This is a genomic window from Mesorhizobium sp. AR07 (assembly GCF_024746815.1).
Lineage (GTDB): Bacteria > Pseudomonadota > Alphaproteobacteria > Rhizobiales > Rhizobiaceae > Mesorhizobium.
Genome location: NZ_CP080525.1, coordinates 6,585,111 through 6,608,404, shown reverse-complemented (window position 1 = coordinate 6,608,404; position 23,294 = coordinate 6,585,111). Strand labels below are relative to the sequence as shown.

General features: G+C 64.0%; 21 protein-coding genes. 2 read left to right on the top strand and 19 right to left on the bottom strand.

Features of this window, described 5'->3' with window-relative positions; genetic code table 11:
- Positions 1-19 precede the first annotated feature (19 nt).
- Entirely contained in the window at positions 20-319 is a 300-nt protein-coding gene (locus BPNPMPFG_RS32475; protein WP_258592612.1) for an addiction module antidote protein, read from the bottom strand.
- A 331-nt stretch (positions 320-650) separates the two neighbouring features.
- On the opposite strand from BPNPMPFG_RS32475, the gene BPNPMPFG_RS32470 reads away from it, so the two are divergent.
- On the top strand, positions 651-2,972 hold the full coding sequence (locus tag BPNPMPFG_RS32470; protein ID WP_258592611.1) for a PAS domain-containing sensor histidine kinase: 2,322 nt from the start codon (positions 651-653) through the stop codon (positions 2,970-2,972).
- Positions 2,973-3,019: 47 nt separating this feature from the next.
- Here BPNPMPFG_RS32470 and BPNPMPFG_RS32465 read toward each other — a convergent pair whose 3' ends face one another.
- The 6 genes from BPNPMPFG_RS32465 to BPNPMPFG_RS32440 form a co-directional block, all read right to left on the bottom strand.
- Positions 3,020-3,499, bottom strand: a complete 480-nt coding sequence (locus BPNPMPFG_RS32465) for an EF-hand domain-containing protein (RefSeq protein ID WP_258592610.1) — start codon at positions 3,497-3,499, stop codon at positions 3,020-3,022.
- A gap of 49 nt (positions 3,500-3,548) precedes the next feature.
- Entirely contained in the window at positions 3,549-6,554 is a 3,006-nt protein-coding gene (locus BPNPMPFG_RS32460) for a bifunctional [glutamine synthetase] adenylyltransferase/[glutamine synthetase]-adenylyl-L-tyrosine phosphorylase (RefSeq protein ID WP_258592609.1), read from the bottom strand.
- Positions 6,554-8,023 (bottom strand): sensor histidine kinase, encoded by a 1,470-nt coding sequence (locus BPNPMPFG_RS32455; protein WP_258592608.1) that lies wholly within the window; start codon positions 8,021-8,023, stop codon positions 6,554-6,556. Before BPNPMPFG_RS32455 ends, BPNPMPFG_RS32460 begins: the two co-directional genes overlap by 1 nt.
- Positions 8,024-8,030: 7 nt before the next feature.
- The gene (locus tag BPNPMPFG_RS32450) at positions 8,031-8,705 is read right to left on the bottom strand and encodes a response regulator transcription factor (protein ID WP_164548653.1); all 675 of its coding nucleotides are present in this window, start codon (positions 8,703-8,705) and stop codon (positions 8,031-8,033) included.
- 361 nt (positions 8,706-9,066) lie between these two features.
- A complete protein-coding gene (locus BPNPMPFG_RS32445) occupies positions 9,067-10,620 on the bottom strand; it encodes a Do family serine endopeptidase (protein WP_258592607.1) in 1,554 nt (517 codons plus the stop codon).
- 164 nt (positions 10,621-10,784) lie between these two features.
- Positions 10,785-11,558 (bottom strand): SDR family NAD(P)-dependent oxidoreductase, encoded by a 774-nt coding sequence (locus BPNPMPFG_RS32440; protein WP_413776819.1) that lies wholly within the window; start codon positions 11,556-11,558, stop codon positions 10,785-10,787.
- Between the two features lie 97 nt (positions 11,559-11,655).
- On the opposite strand from BPNPMPFG_RS32440, the gene BPNPMPFG_RS32435 reads away from it, so the two are divergent.
- Positions 11,656-12,546 carry a LysR family transcriptional regulator gene (locus BPNPMPFG_RS32435; RefSeq protein WP_258592605.1) on the top strand — a complete coding sequence of 297 codons (891 nt, stop codon included), beginning with the start codon at positions 11,656-11,658 and terminating at the stop codon, positions 12,544-12,546.
- A 10-nt stretch (positions 12,547-12,556) separates the two neighbouring features.
- On the opposite strand, the gene BPNPMPFG_RS32430 is transcribed toward BPNPMPFG_RS32435, so the two are convergent.
- From BPNPMPFG_RS32430 to BPNPMPFG_RS32375, 12 genes are all read right to left on the bottom strand, one after another.
- Positions 12,557-13,024, bottom strand: coding sequence for a cytochrome c-type biogenesis protein (locus BPNPMPFG_RS32430; RefSeq protein ID WP_258592604.1), 468 nt, complete (start codon positions 13,022-13,024; stop codon positions 12,557-12,559).
- A complete protein-coding gene (locus BPNPMPFG_RS32425; protein ID WP_258592603.1) occupies positions 13,021-15,006 on the bottom strand; it encodes a heme lyase CcmF/NrfE family subunit in 1,986 nt (661 codons plus the stop codon). Before BPNPMPFG_RS32425 ends, BPNPMPFG_RS32430 begins: the two co-directional genes overlap by 4 nt.
- Before the next feature lie 59 nt (positions 15,007-15,065).
- Entirely contained in the window at positions 15,066-15,509 is a 444-nt protein-coding gene (gene ccmE, locus BPNPMPFG_RS32420; RefSeq protein WP_258592602.1) for a cytochrome c maturation protein CcmE, read from the bottom strand.
- An 8-nt stretch (positions 15,510-15,517) separates the two neighbouring features.
- Positions 15,518-16,657, bottom strand: coding sequence for a c-type cytochrome biogenesis protein CcmI (gene ccmI, locus BPNPMPFG_RS32415; protein ID WP_258592601.1), 1,140 nt, complete (start codon positions 16,655-16,657; stop codon positions 15,518-15,520).
- Between the two features lie 100 nt (positions 16,658-16,757).
- Entirely contained in the window at positions 16,758-17,195 is a 438-nt protein-coding gene (locus BPNPMPFG_RS32410) for an RT0821/Lpp0805 family surface protein (RefSeq protein WP_258592600.1), read from the bottom strand.
- Between the two features lie 185 nt (positions 17,196-17,380).
- A complete protein-coding gene (locus tag BPNPMPFG_RS32405; RefSeq protein WP_319945966.1) occupies positions 17,381-18,814 on the bottom strand; it encodes an ATP-binding protein in 1,434 nt (477 codons plus the stop codon).
- The gene (locus BPNPMPFG_RS32400; RefSeq protein ID WP_258592599.1) at positions 18,798-19,463 is read right to left on the bottom strand and encodes a response regulator transcription factor; all 666 of its coding nucleotides are present in this window, start codon (positions 19,461-19,463) and stop codon (positions 18,798-18,800) included. The genes BPNPMPFG_RS32405 and BPNPMPFG_RS32400 overlap by 17 nt, the downstream gene beginning before the upstream one ends.
- 72 nt (positions 19,464-19,535) lie before the next feature.
- Positions 19,536-19,835, bottom strand: a complete 300-nt coding sequence (locus BPNPMPFG_RS32395) for a hypothetical protein (protein WP_258592598.1) — start codon at positions 19,833-19,835, stop codon at positions 19,536-19,538.
- A 173-nt stretch (positions 19,836-20,008) separates the two neighbouring features.
- Entirely contained in the window at positions 20,009-20,416 is a 408-nt protein-coding gene (locus tag BPNPMPFG_RS32390; RefSeq protein WP_258592597.1) for a DUF3168 domain-containing protein, read from the bottom strand.
- Between the two features lie 83 nt (positions 20,417-20,499).
- Positions 20,500-21,306 carry an ABC transporter permease gene (locus BPNPMPFG_RS32385; RefSeq protein ID WP_258592596.1) on the bottom strand — a complete coding sequence of 269 codons (807 nt, stop codon included), beginning with the start codon at positions 21,304-21,306 and terminating at the stop codon, positions 20,500-20,502.
- A complete protein-coding gene (locus BPNPMPFG_RS32380; RefSeq protein ID WP_258592595.1) occupies positions 21,306-22,139 on the bottom strand; it encodes an ABC transporter permease in 834 nt (277 codons plus the stop codon). Before BPNPMPFG_RS32380 ends, BPNPMPFG_RS32385 begins: the two co-directional genes overlap by 1 nt.
- A gap of 24 nt (positions 22,140-22,163) precedes the next feature.
- Complete coding sequence (locus BPNPMPFG_RS32375) at positions 22,164-23,279, bottom strand: ABC transporter substrate-binding protein (RefSeq protein ID WP_258592594.1); 1,116 nt, start codon at positions 23,277-23,279, stop codon at positions 22,164-22,166.
- Positions 23,280-23,294: the final 15 nt, after the last annotated feature.

Genomic DNA, 23,294 nt, shown 5'->3' with positions numbered 1-23,294 from the left:
GCAAACTCTCTCGCGTCCGTCAACCCGGCTGATGGGGCTGAGGCCTTGCGGTCAGCTCGATCCCTAGCGCCTTCATCACCGCAATCATCGTTTTCAGGGTCGGATTGCCGTTCTCACTGAATGAGCGATAGAGCTGTTCACGCGAAAGCCCGGTCTGGCTCGCGATCTGGGCCATGCCCTTGGCACGAGCAACGACACCCAGCGCATGCGCGATATAGCCGGAATCTTCAGACGCAAAGGCCTCCGCCATGAATGCCGCAATCGCCTCATCGGAGGTCAAGCCTTCAGCCGGATCAAAGGTTGTCAGTTTTTCTGCCATGCAAAGATCGCGCCTCGGGCGCGCTTCCTTTAGCCGCGTCCACCACTTTCGGAACGTTTCGGTTTGTTTTAGATCGATCATAAGGAGTTGTAGTTTATAAACTACATTCTGTCAATGAAGGCCAAAGGAAGCCTATCGGGGTTCTGTTGTGAGATCCTCAAACTCCAGAAGGGCCAGTTCGACCGTTTCAGCATTATTTTAGTCGATTTTTAATCTTTTTTCGCCGGGCCCCTGGACAAGGCGAATCAGCTTTGATTCTTTACTGACGATTCGGATGTGCGGCGTTTGCCGGATCACCAAGCAGCACAGGCAAATTCGGGGAGTGCCATTTATGGCGAAGGCGGACGCGTGGGGCGCGCCCGGAGGGAAGGCTTTTGCGCATCGCGAGACGCGAAGCGACGGCCTTGCGGGGAATGCGCGGCTCATCGCCGAACCGGCCTACCGGCGGCTTCTGGCCGCCGAGCCGCTGCTGCGCCGATCGATACCGGCCCTCATCATCACCTTCCTGATCGTCATCGCGGCGCTGCGCGTGCTGTCGCTGATGAACGAGCGCGACGATGTCGAGCGCGATGCCAAGGCGATCCTCACGCTGGCAGCGGCCCAGCTGGCGAGTTCGCTCGCCACCACCTCGGACACGGTGCCGGGCGCCATCCAGGACCTTTTGGAGACCACCAGCCGTCAGGGTGCGATGGGCCGCAGCCATGTGCTTGTCATCACCGACAGCGCCTTCAAGATCGTCGCGGTGACCCCGCGCTCGGTGCCATGGCAAGGTCATTCGCTCGACGGTCTCGTCCAGGGCGGCCAGCCCTTGTTCATGTTCGGCGACCGCGCCGGCGTCATGGAGGTCAACATCGGCGGACAGGACTGGTACGCGGCGGTCAGCCTGGCGAATGGCCGAAAGGGTGCCGCGGCGGCACTGGTGCCGCAGGACGCGGTTTTCGACGCCTGGCGCAAGACCGTCTCGCTCAACGTCACCCTGTTCGTGCTGACGGCCAGCGTGCTGATCATCATCCTCTACGCCTATTTCGGCCAGGCGGCGCGCGCCCAGGCAGCCGACCGCATCTACCTCGAAGCGCATCAGCGCATCGACATGGCGTTGGTTCGCGGCCGCTGCGGCCTGTGGGATTGGGACATGGTGCGCGGCAAGATGTACTGGTCGCGCTCGATGTACGACATGCTCGGCTATGAGCCCTGCGACACGATGCTGTCCTTCGGCGAGGTCGACGAGATCATCCATCCCGAGGATGGCGACCTGTTCCAGCTTGCCAACAGAATTGTCGCGAGAGAGATCGACCACATCGACCAGGTGTTCCGGATGCGGCATGCCGACGGCCAATGGGTGTGGATGCGCGCCCGGGCGCAAGTCATCGATCCGGAGGCGCCGGAAATCCAGCTGATCGGCATCGCCGTCGACGTCACCGAGCAGCGCCATCTGGCGCTGCGTTCCGAGGCGGCCGACCTTCGCCTCCGAACGGCGATCGAGAACATCAACGAATCCTTCGTGCTGTGGGATTCGGCACAGCGCCTGATCATGTGTAATTCCAAATACCAGCAGGACAACGGGCTTTCGGACCGCGACGTCCTGCCGGGCGTGGCGCGTGCGGCGCTGGAAGAACGCATGCTGGCCTTTGCTTCCGAACGGCGGCTTGCCCACACCAGCGGCCTGCAGGGCGGCGCCACGTTCGAACGGCAGCTGGCCGACGGCCGCTGGCTGCAGGTCAACGAACTCAAGACCCGGGATGGCGGCATCGTTTCGGTCGGTTCCGACATCACCCAGATCAAGCTGCACCAGGAAAAGCTGGTCGACAGCGAACGCCGGCTGATGGCGACGATCCATGATCTCAGCCTCGCCCGCCGGGCCGAAGAGGAACGCTCGCGCGAACTGGTCGACCTCAACCGCAAATACATGAAGGAAACCGAACGCGCCGAAGCCGCCAACCGGGCCAAATCCGAATTCCTGGCCAACATGTCGCATGAATTGCGCACGCCGCTGAACGCCATCATCGGCTTCTCCGAACTGATGGAACAGGGCCTGTTCGGTCCGCTGGGGTCGGAGCGCTACGAGGAGTACGCAACCGACATCAACAGCAGCGGCAAATATCTCCTGGGCGTCATCAACGACATCCTCGACATGTCCAAGATCGAGGCCGGCCAGTTCTCGCTGGACCAGGAAGAGATCGACCTTGGTCCGCTGATCAGCGAAACGGTTCGCGTCGTCTCGCTGCAAGCCGCGCAGAAGGCGATCACGGTGGAAACACGCATCGCCGATGCATTGACGCTGTTTGCCGATCGCCGGGCGATCAAGCAGATCGTCATCAATCTTCTGTCCAACGCGGTGAAATTTACCGGTCAGGGCGGCCACATATCGGTCAGGGCCCGCAACACCTCCGGCGCGCTGGTGCTGACGATCGAGGACAATGGCTGCGGCATTCCGAAAGACGCGCTCGGCAAGCTCGGCCGTCCCTTCGAGCAGGTTCAAAACCAGTTCTCCAAGAGCCATGCCGGGTCGGGCCTGGGCCTCGCCATCTCGCGCTCGTTGGCCGAGCTTCAGGGCGGCGCGCTGAAAATCCGTTCGACCGAAGGTGTCGGCACAATCGTGTCGGTACGCATTCCGGTGAAGAAGAGCGCGCCGGCGATCAAGGTCGCGGCCTGAGCAACACAGGCTCCGGCCGACGTCGCCGGAGCCTGCATCGGACGGCATCACTGCATGCTGTCGTCGTTGCCGTCGTCGCCCCCTAGGCGATGATGGCCAAAGCGGCCGTCCTTCGGCAGTTCGCTCTTTTCGATCTTGCCGTCATTGTTCTTGTCGAGCACGGCGAAGACCTTCTTCTCGCGACTGGTGATGTCGTCTGATGTCAGCGTGCCGTCGCCCTTGGTGTCGTAACGGGCGATGATGCGTTTGGCCATCTGCTCGAAACGCGCCTTCTCCAGCGCGTCGGCGAGCTGGGCGACGGTCAGTTTGCCGCCATTGTCGGCGACGAGCTTCTTCAGCCGCGCGTTCATGGCTTCGGAAAACTGGTCGAAGCTGATGGAGCCGTTGTGGTCGCTCATCGCCTTGTCGAGACGCATCATCGTGCCCTCGCGCATTTTTTCGCTGGCATTGTTTTCGGCATAGGCGGTGGTGCCGACGGCGCCGGCCAGGGCTACGAAGGCAAGGGCAAGTCTGGTTGTCTTTCTCATGGTCTTCTCCTGTTGCATCGTCACCCCCGATGCGACCAGACGAACCACTTCACGGTCGTCCGGTACGAAGCAAAAGGTCAAAATCCTTCCTGACCTTTTGCGACGTCTCCTTGAGGTGCGCTTCCAGCACACCGAAATCCGGCAGGTCAGTCACCGCCAGAAGCAGATCCGAAAGCCCCGGCGGAACGTCGTCGCGCTCAAAAGCTCCGGTGAGGCACAGCCGCGCCATCTGGGTCAGCGCCAGATAGAGCGCATAGGCATCGCCAAGGTCCTGCCTGACCCCGGCGCTGGCGAAGGCAGGCGCCAGGCGGGACAGGATCTCGGCCGTACCCGTGGCACGTGCAGGCACGGCCGGGGCACGTGCAATTGGCACGGCCGGGGCACGCGGCCCGGATTCAACCTGCCCGGTGATGACGGCCACCTGGGCGATGAACTCGAGGTCTATCAGGCCGCCGGGGATCAGCTTGATGTCCCAGAGGTCGCGCGGCGGCTTTTCCTTTTGGATCATGGCGCGCATGTCCGAGGCCTCGACCATCACCTTCTTCGCGTCGCGCGGTTGGCCAAGCACGGCGGCGACTTCCGCTTCAACCTCACCGCACAGGCCGGCGTCGCCGGCAATAGTGCGCGCCCGTGCCAGCGCCATGTGCTCCCACGTCCAGGCTTCCTGGCGCTGATACTTCTTGAAGGCATCTATGTGGGTGGCCACCGGACCCTTGTTGCCGGACGGCCGCAGGCGCAGGTCGAGTTCGTAGAGCACGCCTTCCGCGGTTGGCGCTGAGACGGCCGCGATCAGCCGCTGCGTCATGCGGGTGTAGTAGTGTGAAGGCGCCAGCGGCTTGTCGCCATCGGATTCCTCGGCATCCGGCGCGTGATCGTAGAGCAGGATGAGGTCGACATCCGATCCCGCGGTCAATTCGCGGCTGCCGAGCTTGCCCATGCCGAGCAGCGAAACCACGCCACCGGCAATCGTGCCGTGGCGTGCCGCGAATTCGGCGGCCACCGCCTGCAACGCCGCCTCGATGGTGAGATCCGCCAGATCGGAAAAGGCGCGGCCGGCGCGGGCCGGATCGATCGAGCCGGCCAGCAGCCGGACACCGATCAGGAACTTTTGCTCGGAAGCAAAAATGCGCAGCCGGTCGAGCACGTCTTCGTAAAGCCGGTCGCCCTCGACAAAGGCGGAAAGCCGCGCCGACAGATAGGCGCGGTCCGGCAATTCGGTCAGCAAGGCCGGGTCGAGCAAGCCATCGAAGACATGCGGCCGGCGCGTGATGATCGCCGCCAGCCGGGGTGCTGCCCCCATGATCGTCGCCAGCAGCTTCAGCAGGGCCGGATTGGACTGCAGCAGGGAAAACAGCTGGATGCCGGCAGGCAGACCGGCGAGAAACTCGTCGAAGCGCATCAAGGCTTCGTCCGCCCGGCGCGTCTGGCCGAAGGAGCGCAGCAGCGCCGGCGTCAATTCCGTCAGCCGCTCGCGCGCTTCCGCCGACTGGGTGACGCGATAGCGGCCGAAATGCCAGCCGCGGATGACGCGGCAGATGTCGCTCGGTCGCTGAAAGCCGAGACCATGCAAGGTCTGCAATGTATCGGGATCGTCGACATCGCCGGTGAAGACCAGATTGCCGATGCCCGTCGACAGTTCCGGCGCGGTTTCGAACAGCGCCGCGTAATGGCGTTCGACCTGTTGCAGCGAGGCGCGGAATGCCATGGAAAAGGCGGCCGCATCGGCAAAGCCGAGCATGCGGGCGATGCGTTCCAGCCCTTCATCGTCTTCTGGCAGTGTGTGCGTCTGCTCGTCGGCAACCATCTGCACGGCATGTTCGACACGGCGCAGGAACCAGTACTGACGGGCCAGCGCATCGCGCGCATCGGCGGTGATCCAGCCGCGTGCCGCAAGCTGGCCGAGCATCGGCACGGTCTCGCGGCCGCGCAACTCCGGGAAGCGGCCGCCGGCGATGAGCTGCTGGGTCTGGACGAAGAACTCGATCTCGCGGATGCCGCCGCGCCCGAGCTTGACGTTGTGGCCCTTCACGGCGATCTCGCCATGGCCCTTGTGGGCGTGGATCTGGCGCTTGATCGAATGGACGTCGGCAATCGCGGCATAGTCCATGTATTTGCGCCAGATATAGGGCTGCAACTCCTTGAGGAAGGCTGCCCCCGCGGCGAGATCGCCGGCCACCGGCCGCGCCTTGATCATCGCGGCGCGCTCCCAGTTCTGGCCGCGCGCCTCATAGTAGCGCAATGCCGCCTCGACCGGGATCGCCAGTGGTGTCGAACCTGGATCGGGGCGCAGCCTCAGATCGGTGCGGAAGACATAACCGTGCTCGGTGCGGTCCTGCAGGATCCGCACCAGGCGGCGCGTCAGCCGCGAAAACAGCTCGGTGGCGTCGAGGGGATCGACGACGGCGGGCGCTTCCGGATCGAAGAAAACGACGAGATCGATGTCCGACGAAAAGTTCAGCTCGTGCGCGCCGAGCTTGCCCATGCCGAGCAGGATCCAGCCCGATTGCCGCGACGGATTGTCGGGATCCGGCAGTTTGAGCTTGCCCTGACTATCCGCGTCGCGCAGCAGGAAGTCGACGGCGGCGCGGGTGCAGGCCTCGGCGAGATCGCTCAATCGCCGCACCGTCAGCGCCGTTTCGGCTTCGCCGGCAAGATCGGCGAGCGCGATCAGGAGATGCGCTTCGGCCTTCCACTGACGCAGGTCCATCATAAGGCCGGCTTCCGAGAGCGCCTCGGCCAAATGCGCCCGGTCGATGGCGGCGCCGATCGCCTTCAGCCGGTCCTCGACAGTCTGGTCGAACAGCCCGTCGAGGATCCGCGGCCGGCGACGTGCCGTATTGCGCAGGAAGGGCGACAGATCGAAGACGGCGGAAAGGAGGCTCTGAGCCGCACCCTTGCCAGCCAGGAATTTGGCCAGCCGGGGCAGCCCTTCTTGCCGTGCCGCGGAAGCGATCTCGGCCAGCTCTTGCCGCGCCCGGTCTTCGTCGAGCGGAGCGAGGATGGCCGCGGGTTTCAGCAGCCAGTCTGTCCCCGCCCGCTTTGCAGCCGCGCTCATCAGTGATCCTCCCGTGCGGGAAAACTCATGACCACGGACAATCCGGGATTGCCAGGCAAAAGTTCAAGCCGGCCATTGTGGAATGTCATGACCGCCTTGGCGAGACTCAGTCCTAGACCGGAACCCGGCTGCGAACGGCTCTTCTCCAGCCGCACGAAACGTTCCGTCGCGCGGGCGCGGTCGCCGTCGTCGGGGATGCCGTGGCCATTGTCGGCAACCGACAGCCGGACTTCGGTGCCGGTCCGCTCGAGAGCCACGCGCACAGCCGGTTGGGCATTGGCGCCGGTCGAATATTTGATGGCGTTGTCGACGATGTTCGACAGCGCCTGGCCGATCAATTCGCGGTTGCCGTTGACGAAGGCCGCCTCCCGCGCGTCCGCCTCCAGCGATACCCCCGCCTCCTCCGCCACCGGCTCGTAGAGCTCGACGACATCGCGCACGGCTTCCGCAAGATCGACGCGGTTGGTGTTCTCGGAAGAATAGCCTGCCTCCAGCCGGGAAATCATCAGGATGGCGTTGAAGGTCTTTATCAGCTGGTCGGACTCGGCAATGGTGCCTTCCAGCGCCTGACGGTAGTCTGATGTCTTGTGCTTGCCCGAAAGGGTGGCCTCGGCGCGGTTGCGCAGCCGGGTCAACGGCGTCTTCAAATCATGCGCGATGTTGTCGGAGACCTGTTTCAGGCCCTCGTTCAGCGTGGCGATCCTGGCCAGCATGGCATTGAGGTTTTCGGACAGCCGGTCGAATTCGTCACCGGCCCCGGTCACCGGCAGCCGGCCCGACAGGTCGCCACCCATGATGCGGCGGCTTGCATCCGACACGCTGTCGATGCGCTTCAGCGCCGCGCGGCCGACAAAGAACCAGATCAGCAATCCGCCCAGCCCCATCATGCCCAGCGCCAGCATCAGGGCGCGGCGGATGACGGCGCGGAACCGCTCCGGCTCGCCAAGGTCGCGGCCGACCAGCATGATCATCTGGTTCGGCAGCCGCAACACCAGCGCTATGGCGTTGTGGCCCTTTTCGCCTTGCGCCTGTGCATCACTCTGCTCGGAGGTGTTCTGGTCGGCGGGCAGATTGCGCTGCCGCTCGAGTTCGCCCTCGCCAAAGCGCTGATAGGAGAACGGGCTGTTGGTCCAGCCTTCGGTTTCGAGAACGCCCGGCTCCAGACTCTGCACATTGCCGGTCAGGATCTGGCCGTTGGCGTCGGCGATCAGGTAGAGGTTGGCGCCGGGCTGGCGCGAGCGCTGTTCCACGACGCGCACCAGGATAGGCAGGCCACCGCGCTGGTAGGCGCGAGCGAGACCGAGCACCTCGTCGTTGATGGTCTCCTGCGTCTGCGCGGTCAGCATACGCGCCGACAGCGAGGTCATGTAGAAGACGAGCGCCACGGCGCAAAGCGCGAAGAGCAGGAGATAGAGCGCCGAAAGCCGCGCAGCCGTCGTCCTCATGATGGCGGGCACGGAAAGAGCCATGCTGCCGCTAGCCGCTCTTCAACATATAGCCGGCACCGCGAACCGTATGCAGGATCGGCTTGTCGAAGCCCTTCTCGATCTTGCCGCGCAACCGCGAGACATGGACGTCGATGACGTTGGTCTGCGGATCGAAATGATAGTCCCAGACATTTTCCAGCAGCATGGTGCGCGTCACCACCTGCCCGGCATGGCGCATCAGATATTCGAGCAGACGGAATTCGCGAGGCTGCAGCGTGATCTCGCGTGCCGCGCGGCGAACCGAATGCGACAGCCGGTCGAGTTCGAGATCGCCGACGCGATAGACGGTTTCCGCCTCCTTGGCGCTGGCGCGGCGGTTCAGCACCTCGACGCGGGCCAGAAGCTCGGAGAAGGCATAGGGTTTTGTCAGATAGTCGTCGCCGCCGGCGCGCAGGCCGGTGACCCGGTCGTCGACCTCGCCGAGCGCCGACAGGATCAGCACCGGCGTCGTGTTGCCCCTGGACCTGAGACCGGCAATGACCGACAGGCCGTCACGGCGCGGCATCATCCGGTCGATGACCATCACGTCGTAGTCGCCGGCATCGGCGAGCGCGAAACCGGTTTCGCCGTCACCGGCGACATGCGCGGTGTGACCGGCCTCGGTAAAGGCTTTCTGCAAGTAGTCCGCAGCCTCGCGGTCGTCTTCTATGACGAGAATCTTCATAGGACTGTTATACGCGATTTCGCTGGAAGGTTGAGTGGCGGACATCTGCATTGTGGCCTTTGCCAAAGCGCGTCGCGATCAAGATGATTCGAGGCCGGTGCGCGATAAAAGTCCTTGTTTGCGATGTCGTTGCGCCAAGATCGCTGAAACGCTTTTTGACGACATGCCTGGATTGGCGCGGCAGCGGGCGATGGGAGCCCGCTGCCGCCGGGGAGAGCGCGATGACTGACTAACGCGCGCTCCTCCATGCTTTCCCGTGCGGCGGCTCGGGGGTGTTGAAACAGCCGCACTGGAAAAGTCGAACCTGCCGCCGGAGCGTCCTCATCCGACTGGAGAGGCGAGAACGCTCCGGGGCCATGCTTCAGCCCTTGGCGACGGGCAGCGCGACGAACCGGTTGTTGTCGTCGCGGGTGATCTGCATCAGCACCGCCTTGCGTCCGGCCTTCACCGCTTCGGTCATCGCCTTGGTGACGTCGTCGGCGCCGTTCACTTCAGCCGAATTGACTGCTGTGATGACGTCACCCGGTTGGATGCCGCGGTCGGCGGCATCGCTGTCGGGATCGACGTCGGTCACCACCAGCCCCTTGCCGTTTTCGGACTTGGTGACGGTCAGGCCGAGATCGGCCAACGAGTCGGGCTTGGCCGGGGCGGCGGGCTTCGGCTGGTCGGCCGATGCCCGCTTGTCGCTCGAAGGCAGTGTGCCGAGATCGACCTTCACCGTCTGGCTTTTGCCGTCGCGCCACACGGTGACGTCGACCGGCTTGCCAGGCGAGTAGGCGCCGATCAGACGAGCCAGTTCCTTCGGCGAAGCAACGTCCTTGCCGTCGACCTGGGTGATCACGTCACCGGCAATGATACCGGCCTTCTTGCCGGGACCATCGTCCTGGGCGCTGGAAACCAGAGCCCCGTTCTGCGACTTCAGGCCCAGCGATTCGGCGATATCGGACGTCACCGGCTGGATTTCGACACCGAGCCAGCCGCGCTGCACGCTGCCACTCTTCATCAGGTCCAGCACCACCTGCTTGGCGGTCGAAGCGGGAATGTCGAAGGCGATGCCGACGCTGCCGCCCGACGGCGAGAAGATCGCGGTGTTGATGCCAACGACCTGACCGTTGAGGTTGAAGGTCGGGCCACCCGAATTGCCGCGATTGACCGAGGCGTCGATCTGGATGAAGTCATCGTAGGGACCGGCGCCGATGTCGCGGCCGCGGGCCGAGACGATGCCAGCGGTGACAGTGCCGCCGAGGCCGAACGGATTGCCGACGGCCACCACCCAGTCGCCGACACGAACCTTGGAATCGTCCGCGAAGTCGACATAGGTGAACTTGCCGACACCATCGACCTTGAGCACGGCGAGGTCGGTGCGCGGGTCGGTGCCGATCAGCTTGGCGTCGAGTTCCTTGCCGTCACTCATCACCACGGTGAACGCCGAGCCTTCCTGGACGACGTGGTTGTTGGTGACGAGATAGCCGTCATCGGAGATGAAGAAGCCGGAACCCTGCGCAACCGGCCGCGGCTGGTCGTTGTTGTGGTCGCGGTGGCTGAAGCGGCGATTGCCGCCACCCTGGCCATTCTGGTCACCAAAGCCACGGAATTCCTTGAAGAAGCGGCGCAACTGCGGATTGTCGGGAAGATTGTTCATGCCGTCCGGATCGTCGGACTGGTCGGAGCCGTCGTCGGCCGCCGGGCTGATCTTGGCCTTGACCTTGACGCTGACCACGGCGGGAGAAACGTGCTCGACGACGTCGGCGAAGCCCGGCACCTGCGGCGCCTCGACGCGCACGGCATCGGCCAGAACAGGGCTGGTTCCCGTCGTCAGAGCACCGACGCCGATCGCACCGGCGACGGCGATGGACGCGACGGCAGCCATGAGACGCTTGCGGGTGACGGAATATGAATTGGGGGCAATATTCATGGGGTCTCGTATCCTCTTTCAAAGGGACGCGTTTGATCGGCATCCTCGGGAAAGGAGAATTAGAGAGGCGCACATTACGGCGCCATTTCCGACACATGAAACTTTGGTAATGTTGCAGGCCAATTTTCGCGGGCCAGACTCGACGAGCCTGACCCGCATGGCGATCAGATGAACATGCCGCCGGACACTTCGATGCGCTGCGCGTTGATCCAGCGATTGTCGTCCGAAAGCAGCGAGGCGATCATCGGGCCGATGTCGTCGGCAACGCCGGCACGCCCGAGCGCCGTGATCTGGGACACCATGCGCTGCATGTCCGGATTGTCACGCAAGCGTCCGCCGTTGAAATCGGTGGCGATCGCGCCGGGTGCGACGGTGTTGGCGGTGATGCCGCGCGGCCCAAGTTCCTTGGCAAGACTGCGTGTGAACACCTCGATGCCGCCCTTCATCATCGCATAGGCGGCCGTGCCGGCCATCGCGAATCGTGCGAGGCCACTCGACAGATTGATGATGCGGCCGCCATCGGCGATCAGCGGCAACAGCTTCTGCGTCAGGAAGAAAACGCCTTTCAGATGGATCGCCACCAGCGTATCGAAATCCGCCTCGCTGGTCTCGGCGATGGGCTTGTGAAATCCGGTGCCGGCATTGTTGATGAGAAAGTCGAAACTGTCGCGACCCCAGATATCGCGCAGCACACCCTTCAGCCGCTCGGCAAAGCCCTCGAAAGTTTGCGTCGCGCCGGTGTCGAGTTGCATGGCGACCGCCTTGCAGCCTTCGGCCTCGATCGCCGCGACGACCGCGCGGGCGGCGTCGGCCTGGGAATGATAGGTGATCACCACATCGACGCCCTTGCGAGCAAGGTTTTCAGCGGTGTTGCGGCCCAGGCCCCGGCTGCCGCCAGTGACGAGAGCGATTTTGCGTGTTTGCGTGTCCATGTTCAAAATCCTTCCTTGATTGATCCATGGACACCGATGTAATCGGTCTGTAGATTGAAACAATCTATCTCATTTTGACATCTGCGTTCCAGAAACCACAACAATGGACCATTTCGACAGCATGCGCCTGCTGGTCCGCGTCGTGGAGCGACAGAGCTTCAGCGCGGCGGCCTCCCACCTTGGCATACCGCGATCCAGCGCGACCACGGCGATCAAGCAGTTGGAGCAGCGGCTTGGCATTCGGCTCCTGCAAAGGACGACCCGCCACGTCACGCCGACGCTGGAAGGCGAGATCTACTACCGGCGCTGCAAGGCGATCCTTGCCGAGGTGGAGGATGCCGAAGCGGCGCTGACCGGCAGCGAGGTTCGCGGGTTGCTGCGCATCGAAGTGCACGGACCGATGGCGCGCAACTTCATCCTGCCCCAACTGCCGGCCTTCCTCGAGCGCCATCCGGCCCTGTCGCTCCACATCGGCGAGGGCGACCGCTTCGTGGACATCGTGCGTGAGGGCTTCGATTGCGTCATCCGCGCAGGCGAGATCGCCGACAGCGACATGATCGTTCGCAGACTGGGTCTGGCTCGGGAGGCGACGTTCGCAAGCCCGGCCTATCTGGAACGCCACGGCGTTCCGCGCACGTTCGACGATCTCCACGGTCACGAGATGATCGGCTTTGCCTCATCGCGGACGGGACAGGTGCTGCCGCTCGAATTCACCGTCGAGGGCGAGCTTCGGACACTGGTGCTACCGTCGCGCATCAGTGTGACCAACTCCGAGACCTATGCCGACCTGACCCGTCTCGGCTTCGGACTGATGCAGGCGCCCCGCTATCGCTATGCCGAAGACCTCGCGGCCGGCACGCTGGTGGAGGTGTTGCCGGAAAACCCGCCCTCGCCGACGCCGATCTCGGTGCTCTATCCCAGGAGCCGTCAGCTTTCGCCACGCGTGCGTGTCTTCATCGACTGGGTTGTCGAGATCGTCGCACCGAAACTGTGAAGGACCGCCGTCAGTCCCGGCGCAAGATGGCGTCCAGCGCCGCCTGTTCCTCGGTAGTCAGCGCTTTGGTTGCCGTCGCGCGGCGCGACCGCGCCGTCAGCACAATGAAAACGCCTCCGACCAGCAGGAGAAGCACAGGCGTGCCCCACAGCAAGGCATTGCGCAGGTCGAAGCGGGGCTTCAGCAGCACGAACTCGCCGTAGCGCGAAACCACGTAGTCCATCACCTGCTGGTCCGAATCGCCGGCAACGAGGCGCTGGCGCACCAGGATGCGCAGGTCGCGGGCAAGGTCGGCGTCGGATTCGTCGATCGACTGGTTCTGGCAAACCATGCAGCGCAGACCTTCCGAAAGCGCCCGCGCCCTCGCCTCGAGCCCCGGATCGGCCAGCATCTCGTCGGGCTTCACCGCCAGTGCCGCGCCGGCAAAAAACACCGCCAGCAGCAGGACAATCGAGGTCAGCGAAAGCCTTGCGCTCATGTCAGGCCCGCGGACGTCACGGCCTGCTTGCGGCGGCGCGACGGTGCACCGACGCGCAGGCGCCTGTCCATCAGCGACATCACCGCGCCCGCCATCATCATCAGGCCGCCGCCCCAGATCAGCGTCACCAGCGGCTTCCACCACAGGCGCACAACGACCGAGCCATCCTTGCCCTCGTCGCCCAGCGAAATGTAGAGCTGGGAGAGGCCCATCGTCCTGATGCCGGACTCCGTCGTCGTCATCTGCCGCACCGGATAGAAACGCTTGGCGGAACTGATTTCACCGACAGGGCTGCCACTGACCCCAATCAGCTCGAAGCGGCCGCGATCCTCGCTGTAGTTCGGTCCCTGGGCGGGATAAAGCCCGACGAAACGCAGCGTGTGGCCGGACAATTCCACCGTCTCGCCGGCATGCATCGAGAGTATCTTTTCGGTGCCGAAGCAAAGCGTGCCAACGATGCCGAGCGTCGTCAGGCCGAGGCCGAGATGAGCGAAGGCGGTGCCGAAGACCGAACGCGGCAAGCCGAGCAGGCGCCTGACCATGATCCCCGGCGCGACATTGCCGATCCCCGATTTGACGGCCAGATCCGTGAGCGCGCCGAGGATCAGCCAGACGGCAAGACCCGTGCCCAGGGCGGCGAACACCGATGCGCCGTCGATGAACAGGGCGGTGACCAGCGTCGCCAGCAGGGCGGCGGCGAACGCCACCATCAGGCGCTGCGCGACGGCGAAGACATCGCCGCGCTTCCAGGCCAGCAGCGGCCCGAGCGGAACCATCACCAGCAGCGGCACCATCAGCGGTCCGAAGGTCAGATTGAAGAACGGCGCGCCAACCGAGATCTTGTCAGCCGAAAAGGCCTCGACGGCGAGCGGATAGAGCGTGCCGACGAGCACGGTCGCGGTCGCCGTGGTCAGGAACAGATTGTTGAGAACCAGCGCGCCTTCGCGCGAAATCGGATGGAACAGGCCGCCGGCCGTCAGCCTGGAGGCGCGCAGCGCAAACAGCGCCAGCGAGCCGCCGATGAACAACATCAGGATGCACAGGATGAAGACACCGCGTGTCGGATCGGTGGCGAAGGCGTGGACCGAGGTCAGCACGCCGGAGCGCACCAGGAAGGTGCCGAGCAGCGACAGCGAAAAGGTGAGGATGGCGAGGAGCAGCGTCCAGATCTTCAGCGCCGAGCGCTTCTCCATGACGATCGCCGAATGCAGCAGCGCGGTGCCCGCCAGCCACGGCATGAAGGAGGCGTTCTCGACCGGATCCCAGAACCAGAAGCCGCCCCAGCCGAGCTCGTAATAGGCCCAGTATGACCCCATGGCGATGCCGCCGGTCAGGAACATCCAGGCGACCAGCGTCCATGGCCGCACCCAGCGCGCCCAGGACGCGTCGATGCGCCCTTCGATGAGGGCGGCGACCGAGAAGGAAAAGCAGATCGAGAAGCCGACATAGCCGAGATAGAGAAACGGCGGGTGAATGGCGAGGCCGAGATCCTGCAGAATCGGGTTGAGATCGCGGCCTTCGATGGGTGCCGGATTGAGCCGGATGAACGGATTGGACGTCGCCAGGATGAACAGGAAGAAGGCGGCGCCGATCGCGCCCTGCACGGCAAGCACATTGGCGCGCAGCGTCGCCGGCAGGTTGGTCCCGAAAGCGGCGACAAGGGCGCCGAAGAAGGTCAGGATCAGCACCCAGAGCAGCATCGAGCCTTCGTGATTGCCCCAGGTTCCGGTGATCTTGTAGATCAAAGGCTGCAGCGAATGCGAGTTTTCCCACACGCTCGCCACCGAGAAGTCGGAGTTCGCATAGGCGCTCGCCAGTGCTGCGAAGGACAGCGCCGTCAAGGCAAAACCGGTCACCGCGACCGGACCGCCGACAGCCATCAGCCGCTGGTTGTTCAGGCGCGCTCCAAACAGCGGCACGATCGTCTGCACCAGCGAAAGCGCAAATGCCAGCACCAGGGCGAAATGTCCGGTTTCAACCATGCCCGTGATCCACGCTTGCTCTCCTGCCAGAGCTATTCACTCTTGCTCTCCCAGCAGAATTATTCACTCTTGCTCTCCTGCCAGACGCCCTTGGCCTTCAATCCGTCGGCTACTTCTTTCGGCATGTAGCGCTCGTCATGCTTGGCCAGCACGCTGTCGGCAACGAAGACGCCGTCAGGGCCGAACGTGCCCTCGGTGATGACGCCCTGCTCCTCGCGGAAAAGGTCGGGCAGGATGCCAGTGTAGGTGACCTTGACCGATTTGTGCGTATCGGTGACCGAAAAGGCGACCGTCGCCCCCTGCCCGCGTTGGACCGTGCCTTTTTCGACCAGCCCGCCCAGCCTGATGCGCTGGCCGGGCTGCACACTGGCGGTGACGAGATCGGCCGGCATGTAGAAATAGGATGCCTTCTGGCCAAGCGCGTAGAAGGTCAGCCCGGTGGCGGCGCCGAGGAAAACCAGCCCACCGGCGATCACCGACAATCGTTTCTGCTTGCGCGTCATATCCGGTTCTACTCCGTCGCCGTCAGGCCAAGCGAGGCGGCGAAGGCGGTGAATTTTTTCGCTTCGTCACTGTCGGCTCCAAAGACGGCAATAGCGCGACCCAGCGCGTCACGCGCCTGATCCGTCTTGCCCAGCACGACATAGGAACGAACGAGCCGCATCCATCCTTCCGGGTCACGCGGATTTTGCCGCAGTTTGTCGTCGAGACCGGCAACCATGGTGTTGATCATGGCCTCCCGATCCTGCGGCGTCATCACGGATGCGGCGTCGACATCGCCGGCATTCGGGCCATTGGTGGCGGCACCGGACGCAACGTCGGGGCCGCCGGATTTGGCCAGTGCCTGCTTGACCGCGCCGCGCCATGGCGAATCCGGTGGCAGCTTGTCCAGCATCGCCTGCCAGGCCGCGACCGCCTCCTTGCCGCGGCCCTCCTGCGCCAGTGCCATGGCCAGGTAGAAGCTGGCTTTGGCATTGGCCGGATCGAGCTTCAAGGCCGCCTCGAAAGCATCCTGGGCATCGGCCGAGACAATGCCGCCCGCCGCATTCGCGATCGCCTCGCCAAGGCCCGCCTGGCGAGTCGCACTGTCGCCATCGAGGCGAATGGCGTTGCGATAGGCCGCCGCCGCATCGGAAAAGCGTTGCATGCGCAGATAGACGGGTGCGAGCACGTCCCATCCCCTTCCGTCGGAAGGATTGGCGGCGAGATGGGCTTCCGCCCGCGCCACCAACTCGTCGACCGAACTGTCGGCCGGGTTCTTGGCCAGCCGCTCGCTGAGCGGCTGCGACGGCAGATCAGGCGAGCCGAGCTTGACGTAGAGGCCCCAGCTGACAAGCGGTACCGCCAGCACAGCCGCGGTCGCCACCAGCCTTGCCGCGACCGAGGCTTGCCGGACGGACGCCTTGGCGGCCGATGCCGCATTGTCGAGGCGAAGAATGCGGCGAGCGATCTCGGCGCGCGCCTCAATCGCTTCCGCCGGCTGGATCAAGCCACGCGCGGCATCGCGGTCGAGTTCGGACAATTGATCGCGATAGACTTCCAGGTCGTGATCGCTGCTCGACGACGCGCCCTTCGAGCCACCGGCCAGCGGCAGCAGCACCGCCAGGCTTGCACCCAGCGTCAGGATTGCGGCTATGACCCAGAACAGCATGGCTCTTCCAATAAAGGCAGACCCCTGCCCTGCCAACACATGCATCCTGCGACGCTTTGACGGGGACCGGCGCCAGGCGCCGACCTTCGCCAGATTGCTGTCAGGTCAGCGGCGTCCAGCTGCCGTCGGCGTTGCGGCAGGCGGTTCCACGCGCCGTCACCCCGGACCCGCCGGTGAACACCGTCTGCGTGTACTGGCGGCAGTCCTGCGAACCGACGCGATAAGGCTGGGCTGGAACCACCTCGCCATAGTGCGAGGCCTGGTCGCCCTTCCATGCCACCTTCTGGCCACTCGTCGTGTATTCGAGCGCCTTGTATTCAGCCTCCAGCGCACTGCGCTTCTCGGTCTCGCTAAGGCCATTGCCGATCGAGCCTCCGACGAGGCCACCGCCCATCGCCGAAATGATCGTCTTGGTGACCTTGCCGCTGGAAGGCGGCGTCGAGGCCGGTGTCGGTGCAACGGTCGGACCCTTGCCGCCCAAGGTGGTGCAGCCCGAAACAGCCAGCAATGCGGAAACAAGCGCGACGCGAATCTTCATGCCAACAACCGGTTTTCTTGAGTTGGAGCCTGCCAAGGATGAGCCGGGGGCCGCGTCATCGGAGAAGTCGGCGTGGCCATAGTCTTGATATTTGTCGGAAATTTGGCCGCTGGCCGTTTCGGGACCAGTCGACACGCCGAGAGTGGCACGCCCCGCCCATCGACGTCGATCGACCCTGGAAAACATCACTGAAGGCTCCGCAATCGCACCACCGCCTTCAATCCGCCCATGCCGGACCGTTCCAGCGCCAGAATGCCTCCATACTCGTTGACGAGGTCGGCGACAATGGCCAGCCCGAGACCTGTTCCAGGCTTCGTCTCGTCCAGACGCCGCCCGCGCTTCAGCGCTTCGCGCGCCTTGTCGTCGGGAATGCCGGGGCCGTCATCCTCGATGTCGATCTCGAACAGGCCGGCCGCGTCGTCCTTGCCGGTCAAGGGCGCTACCGACACCGAAACGGCGCTCCTTGCCCATTTCATCGCGTTTTCGAGCAGATTGCCCAGCAATTCCTCCAGATCCTCGCGCTCGCCGGCGAAGACGATCTCGGTGGCCGGCAGCGTCAGCGACAGGCTTGTCTGCGGGTTTAGTTTCTGCAGAACCCGCACCATGCGCTGCACCAGCGGCGTCACCGGCGTGCGGTAGACGACGCTGTCTCGTTGCGCCGCGACGCGGGCGCGCTGCAGATAATGCTCGACCTGCTTCTGCATCGAAGCGGCCTGTTCGGCGATCAGCTGCCCCTTGGCGCCGCCAAGCGCCCGACCCTCATTGAGCAGCACCGCGAGCGGCGTCTTCAGCGAATGGGCGAGATTGCCAACCTGGGTTCGCGACCGCTCGACGATGCGCCTGTTGTTTTCGATCAGCGCGTTGGTCTCGTTGGCAAGCGGTTCGATCTCGGCCGGGAAGCGGCCGTCGAGCTTTTGCGCGGTGCCCTCGCGCACCATGGCCAGTGCGTTCCTGACCCGGCGCAGCGGCTGCAGGCCGAGCAGGATGGCGATCGCATTGATGGCGATCATGCCGACGCCGAACAGGCTGAGATAGGTCAGCAGGCGGCGCTGGAAGGTGGAGATTTCCTGTTCGAGTTCGCTCTGGTTGCCCATGACGCGGAAGCGCGCGGCGCGGTTCTTGGCATCGAGAACGAATTCGCTCTCGAACACTTCGAGCCGCTCGCCGTCGATGCCTTCGGTCGCATAGCTGCGCTGGAAGCTGGAATTGAAAGGCACCTCGGCGACGCTTGGCGATGGGATCGTCCTGGTCATCGACGACGAGTGGAGGTCGCCATGCACGCCTTCCGAGGCGGGTTCCACCGACCAGTACCAGCCCGAATTCGGCTCCGAGAACCGGAGATCGCCAAGGTCGGGCGCACCGGTCAGCGCGCCGCTGTCGGAAATGCCGACGGAGCCGATCAGGTTGAACAGATGCGCCGAAAGCAGGCTGTCGAAGCCGCGTTCGCTGGCCTGGCGATAGAGCGTGGTGATCAGGGTGAAGATGACAACGAGGGTCAGGATCGCCCACACGGTGGAAAAGGCGATCACGCGGAACGTCAGCGAGCGCGGCCACAAACGCAGCGAAAGCGGCGTCCTTGCGAGTGGTTTGAGCGGTTCCGAGTTACGCCTCCGGCTCACGCATGCGGTAGCCCATGCCGCGCACGGTTTCGATCATGTCGATGCCCATCTTCTTGCGCAGCCGTCCGACAAACACCTCGATGGTGTTGGAATCACGATCGAAATCCTGGTCGTAAAGATGTTCGACCAATTCGGTCCGCGAGACGACCTCGCCCATATGGTGCATCAGATAGGCAAGCAGGCGGAATTCGTGCGACGTCAGTTTCAGCGGCACGCCGTCGACATCGGCCTTCGACGCCTTGGTGTCGAGACGCAGCGACCCGCAAGTCAGTTCGGACGAGGCGTGGCCGGCGGCGCGCCGGATCAGGGCCCTGAGTCTCGCCAGAACCTCCTCGATGTGGAACGGCTTGGTGACATAGTCGTCGGCGCCGGCATCGATGCCGGAAACCTTGTCGCTCCAGCGGTCGCGCGCCGTCAGGATCAGCACCGGCATCTTGCGGCCGCCGCGACGCCAGCGCTCGACGACGCTGATGCCGTCCATCTGCGGCAGGCCGATGTCGAGCACGACTGCGTCGTAGGGTTCGGTGTCGCCGAGGAAATGACCTTCCTCGCCGTCGAAGGCACGGTCGACGACGTAGCCGGCATCGACCAGCGCGTCCGATATCTGCCGGTTGAGATCCTTGTCATCCTCGACGACGAGTACGCGCATGCGGAGATCGATACCTGTTGAAGAACTCGGTCAGATATAGGCCGATTCCGGCGGCCTGGGAAACGGCAGGAGCTAGTTCTGCGGAACGACGATTTCGGAACGGCGCGGACGCTGTCCGTCCTTGCCCGGAACGAGCACGACGATGACGCAGACCGGCTGGCCGCCACGCGTCGATTGCGAAGCCTTGGCCAGCGTCCCGCCATTCTGTTCGGCCACCTGCTGGCCGATCGCGTAGCAATCGGATGCCGCCAGAATAATCGGGGTGGCCTGATCGGGCGCGACCGCCGGCACCGCCATCGCCTGCGACGCAAACAGTCCGGCGGCACTCAGCGCCAGTGCCGCGGTTCGGAAGTGGGAGCGAAGCGTTTTCATGGTCGGCGTTGTAACGCATCGGTGCTGAACGTGAAATGAACAGTGAACGCCGCTGAAAACATGCCCGCTACACCCCTGCAACGCGAGACAACCGATCCGGAATTTCGCCGCCCAACCCGGCGAAATCCTCGAAGCGCCAGTCTAGACTCCGTTTTGCCTATATTGAAAGCGCATCACTCAGTTTCCTGCGTTATGGCGCGAAAGCGCAGCAGCCCGTGATGCACCAGGAGATCCTCGTCATAGCGGGCCTCGTCGAATTCCAGCACGAGGCGTGTCTGTCCGCGAGGGCCGATGACGAGCACCGCGTCGGCGAGGCGCGCCCTTATGCTGTCCATGATGGCACGTGTTTCGGCGTCGCCATGGGCCTTCGACCAGATGTGCAGCGTGACCAGTTGGTCGGCATCGTTCTGGACGCCAGTGTCCCAGTCGAAGGCGCTAGTCTGGCCACATGTCACGTGAGGAAAGGCGGCATTGTCGGCCGCATGTTCGAGCAACCCGGCGCCGCCCAACAGAGCCGACAGCGATGCATCGCTTCTCAGTCTCAGAAACAGTGCCTGCAGCAAGTCGCCGGATGCGGTCATCGTTTTCCCTCACCATAGCGGCTTGCGGATCATGTGCCAGGACTGCCCCTCAAGGGGTATCCGGATTCTGCCCGGCTTGCCAATCAGTGGACGCCCCGCAGCCTAACCACGAAACTGCGCAGCGCAAGCACCAGCACCGTGATGATGATCAGGATCACCGATAGGGCTGCAATCGCCGGGTCGATGTTGTCGCGCAGACCCATCCACATCAGCCTGGGCAGCGTGATGGCATTGACCGAGGTGATGAACAGCGTGACGCCGATCTCTTCCCAGGACAGCACGAAGGACAAAAGCGCTGCCGTAATGATGCCGAACTTGATGTTGGGTACGATGATCCGGGTGGCGCGCTCCCACACCGATGCGCCCAGGCCACGCGCGGCGAGATCGATGCGCCGGTCGAGCTGGCTGAGCGACACCAGGATCAGCACCGTGGCGAAAGGCACCGTCATCACCGAATGCGCCATGGCGACGCCAAGCCAGGTGTCATAGCCGAAGAGAGAGCTGAAGCCGGAGATCGAGGTCAGCAGGAAGTAGAGCGTGATGGCCGAAACCACCGGTGGCACGACCATGGGCAGCAGCACGAAGCCAACGAGCGCCGCGGTGAAGCGCGGCTGGAACATCCACACGCCGAGGCTGAAGCACAGCGCCAGCACGGTGGAAAGGGCGCTGCTGACGATGCCGATCCGGATCGAGAGCAGGATCGAGTCGATCCAGCGCGAATCCTCGATCAGCGCCCGGTAATGGCGCAGCGACAGTTCGCTGGATGGCATCGCCAGCATGCGGCTCGGCGTCAGCGACACCGGGATGACGGCGAGCAGCGGCAGCAGCAGGAACAGCGCCACGAAGGCGGCGATGATGAGTGAGACGGGACCGGGGCGGTAGGTCGGCATCAGATCAATTGCTTCGGTCTGACATAGCGGAACAAGAGCGCCATCAGCGCGCCGACGAACAGCACCAGCACGACGCTGATCGCCGCGCCCAGCCCCCAGTCCGGACTCTGGAAGATCCTGAGATAGATCAGCTCGGCGATCATGACGCTGCGCCCGCCGCCGAGGATCGCCGGCGTGACGAAGAAGCCGAGCGAGAACACAAAAACGATCATCGCCGAACCGATAATCCCGGAGCGGGTCATCGGCACGAAGACTGTCCAGAAGGTGCGCATGCGGCTGGAGCCGAGCCCGCGCGCCGCCAGCAGCACGCGGTCGTCAAGGCTGCGCATGGCGGACGCCAGCGGAAAGACGGCGAAAGGAATGAGGAAATGCGTCATGCCGACGATGACGCCGAACTCGTTGCGCACCAGCGCCAGCGGTTCGGAAATGAAGCCGATCGCCTGCAGCCAGGTGTTGATCAGGCCGCGATTGGACAGCAGCGCCACCCAGCCGAAGGCGCGGGTCAGCACCGAGATCCAGAACGGCACCAGGATGCAGAATTCGGCGATCAGGCGCTGTGCAGGGGTTCCTCGCACCCATACGACGGTGATGGCATAGGCAGCGGTGACGGAAACCAGCGTGACGATGGCCGCGATGCGCAGCGTTCGGATGAACACTGACTGCACCAGATCATCCGCGAGCAGCGCCTCATACTGGCCGAGCCCCGGCGTCGGCAGGGTAAAACTCCATTTGACGACACCGAGGAACGGCCAGGCATAGGCCAACACAAGAAACAGGAGCAGCGGCGCCATCAACAGCGCCGCGCCCATCCTGTCGGAGAGATATGCTCTCATTTCGACCCGGTCATCCGGCCTTGATCAGGCGGAGATGATCTTGGTGTATTCGTCGAGCGCTGCCCCATAGTTCTTAGCGTACCAGTCCATATTGAGCGCGATCTGCTTCTTCATGTTCTCTGGGTCGACCGGGTTGATGCGCTTCTTGTCGGCTGGGATCAGCGCGTCGGCGGCCGGGTTGGCCGGGCCCTGGCCGAGCTTGTCGAACATGATCAGCTGCTTTTGCGGGTCCTGGGCGCTGGCGATGAATTTCATCGCCGCGTCCTTGCCGCCGGGATTGCCCTTGAGCACGGCGAGCGCACCGGGCGAGATCAGGCCCTGGTCCCAGATGAACTTGATCTTCCCGCCCGAGTCCTGCTCGATCAGCGAGGCGCGGGTCGACCAGACGATGGCCATCGAGGCTTCGCCATTGAGCAGCACGCTCTGGCTTTCGGCGCCGCCGCCCCAATAGGCGACGACGTTTTCCTTGAAGGCGGCGATCTTGTCATGCGCGCGCTTCAGATCGAGCGGGTAGAGCGAAGCGGGCGCGATGCCGTCGGCCAGCAGTGCCGCCTCCCAGCTCGACACGCCCCATTTGTAGAGCGAGCGCTTGCCGGGGAATTTCTTCACATCGAAGAAATCGGCCATGCCGGTCGGTGCGTCCTTGCCGTATTTTTCGGAATCATAGGCGATGACGTAGGAGAAGAAATAGGTCGAGGCCGCGTAGTCCCAGCCAAAGCCCGGCCGCATCTTCTTCTTGTCGACGATGTTGTAGTCGATCGGCTCGAGCATGCCTTGGGCGCCGAGGGTGATAGCGGAAAAGGGATCGACGTCGACCAGGTCCCAGGTCGGGGCGCCGCTCTTGAACTGCGCGGCGATGGCGCCTTCGGTCGGGCCGGAGCCGTCCATCTTGACGGTGATGCCGGTGTCCTTGGTGAAGGCCTGGCCATAGGCCGCATCATAGGCGGTGATGGCGTCGCCGCCCCAGTTCACCAGCACCAGCTCCTTCGCCGCGGCGAAGGCTCCGGTCGAGCGCAGCAGCATCGGCGCGCCGGCCAGCACCAGTGCCGCCAGCTGCGCGAATTGCCGGCGCGAGATCTCGCCGCGACCTGCCCTGGCGGACAGGCTCTCGATGGCTTGTTTTTTGGTGTCGTTTGTCATGTCAGTTCCCCTTTT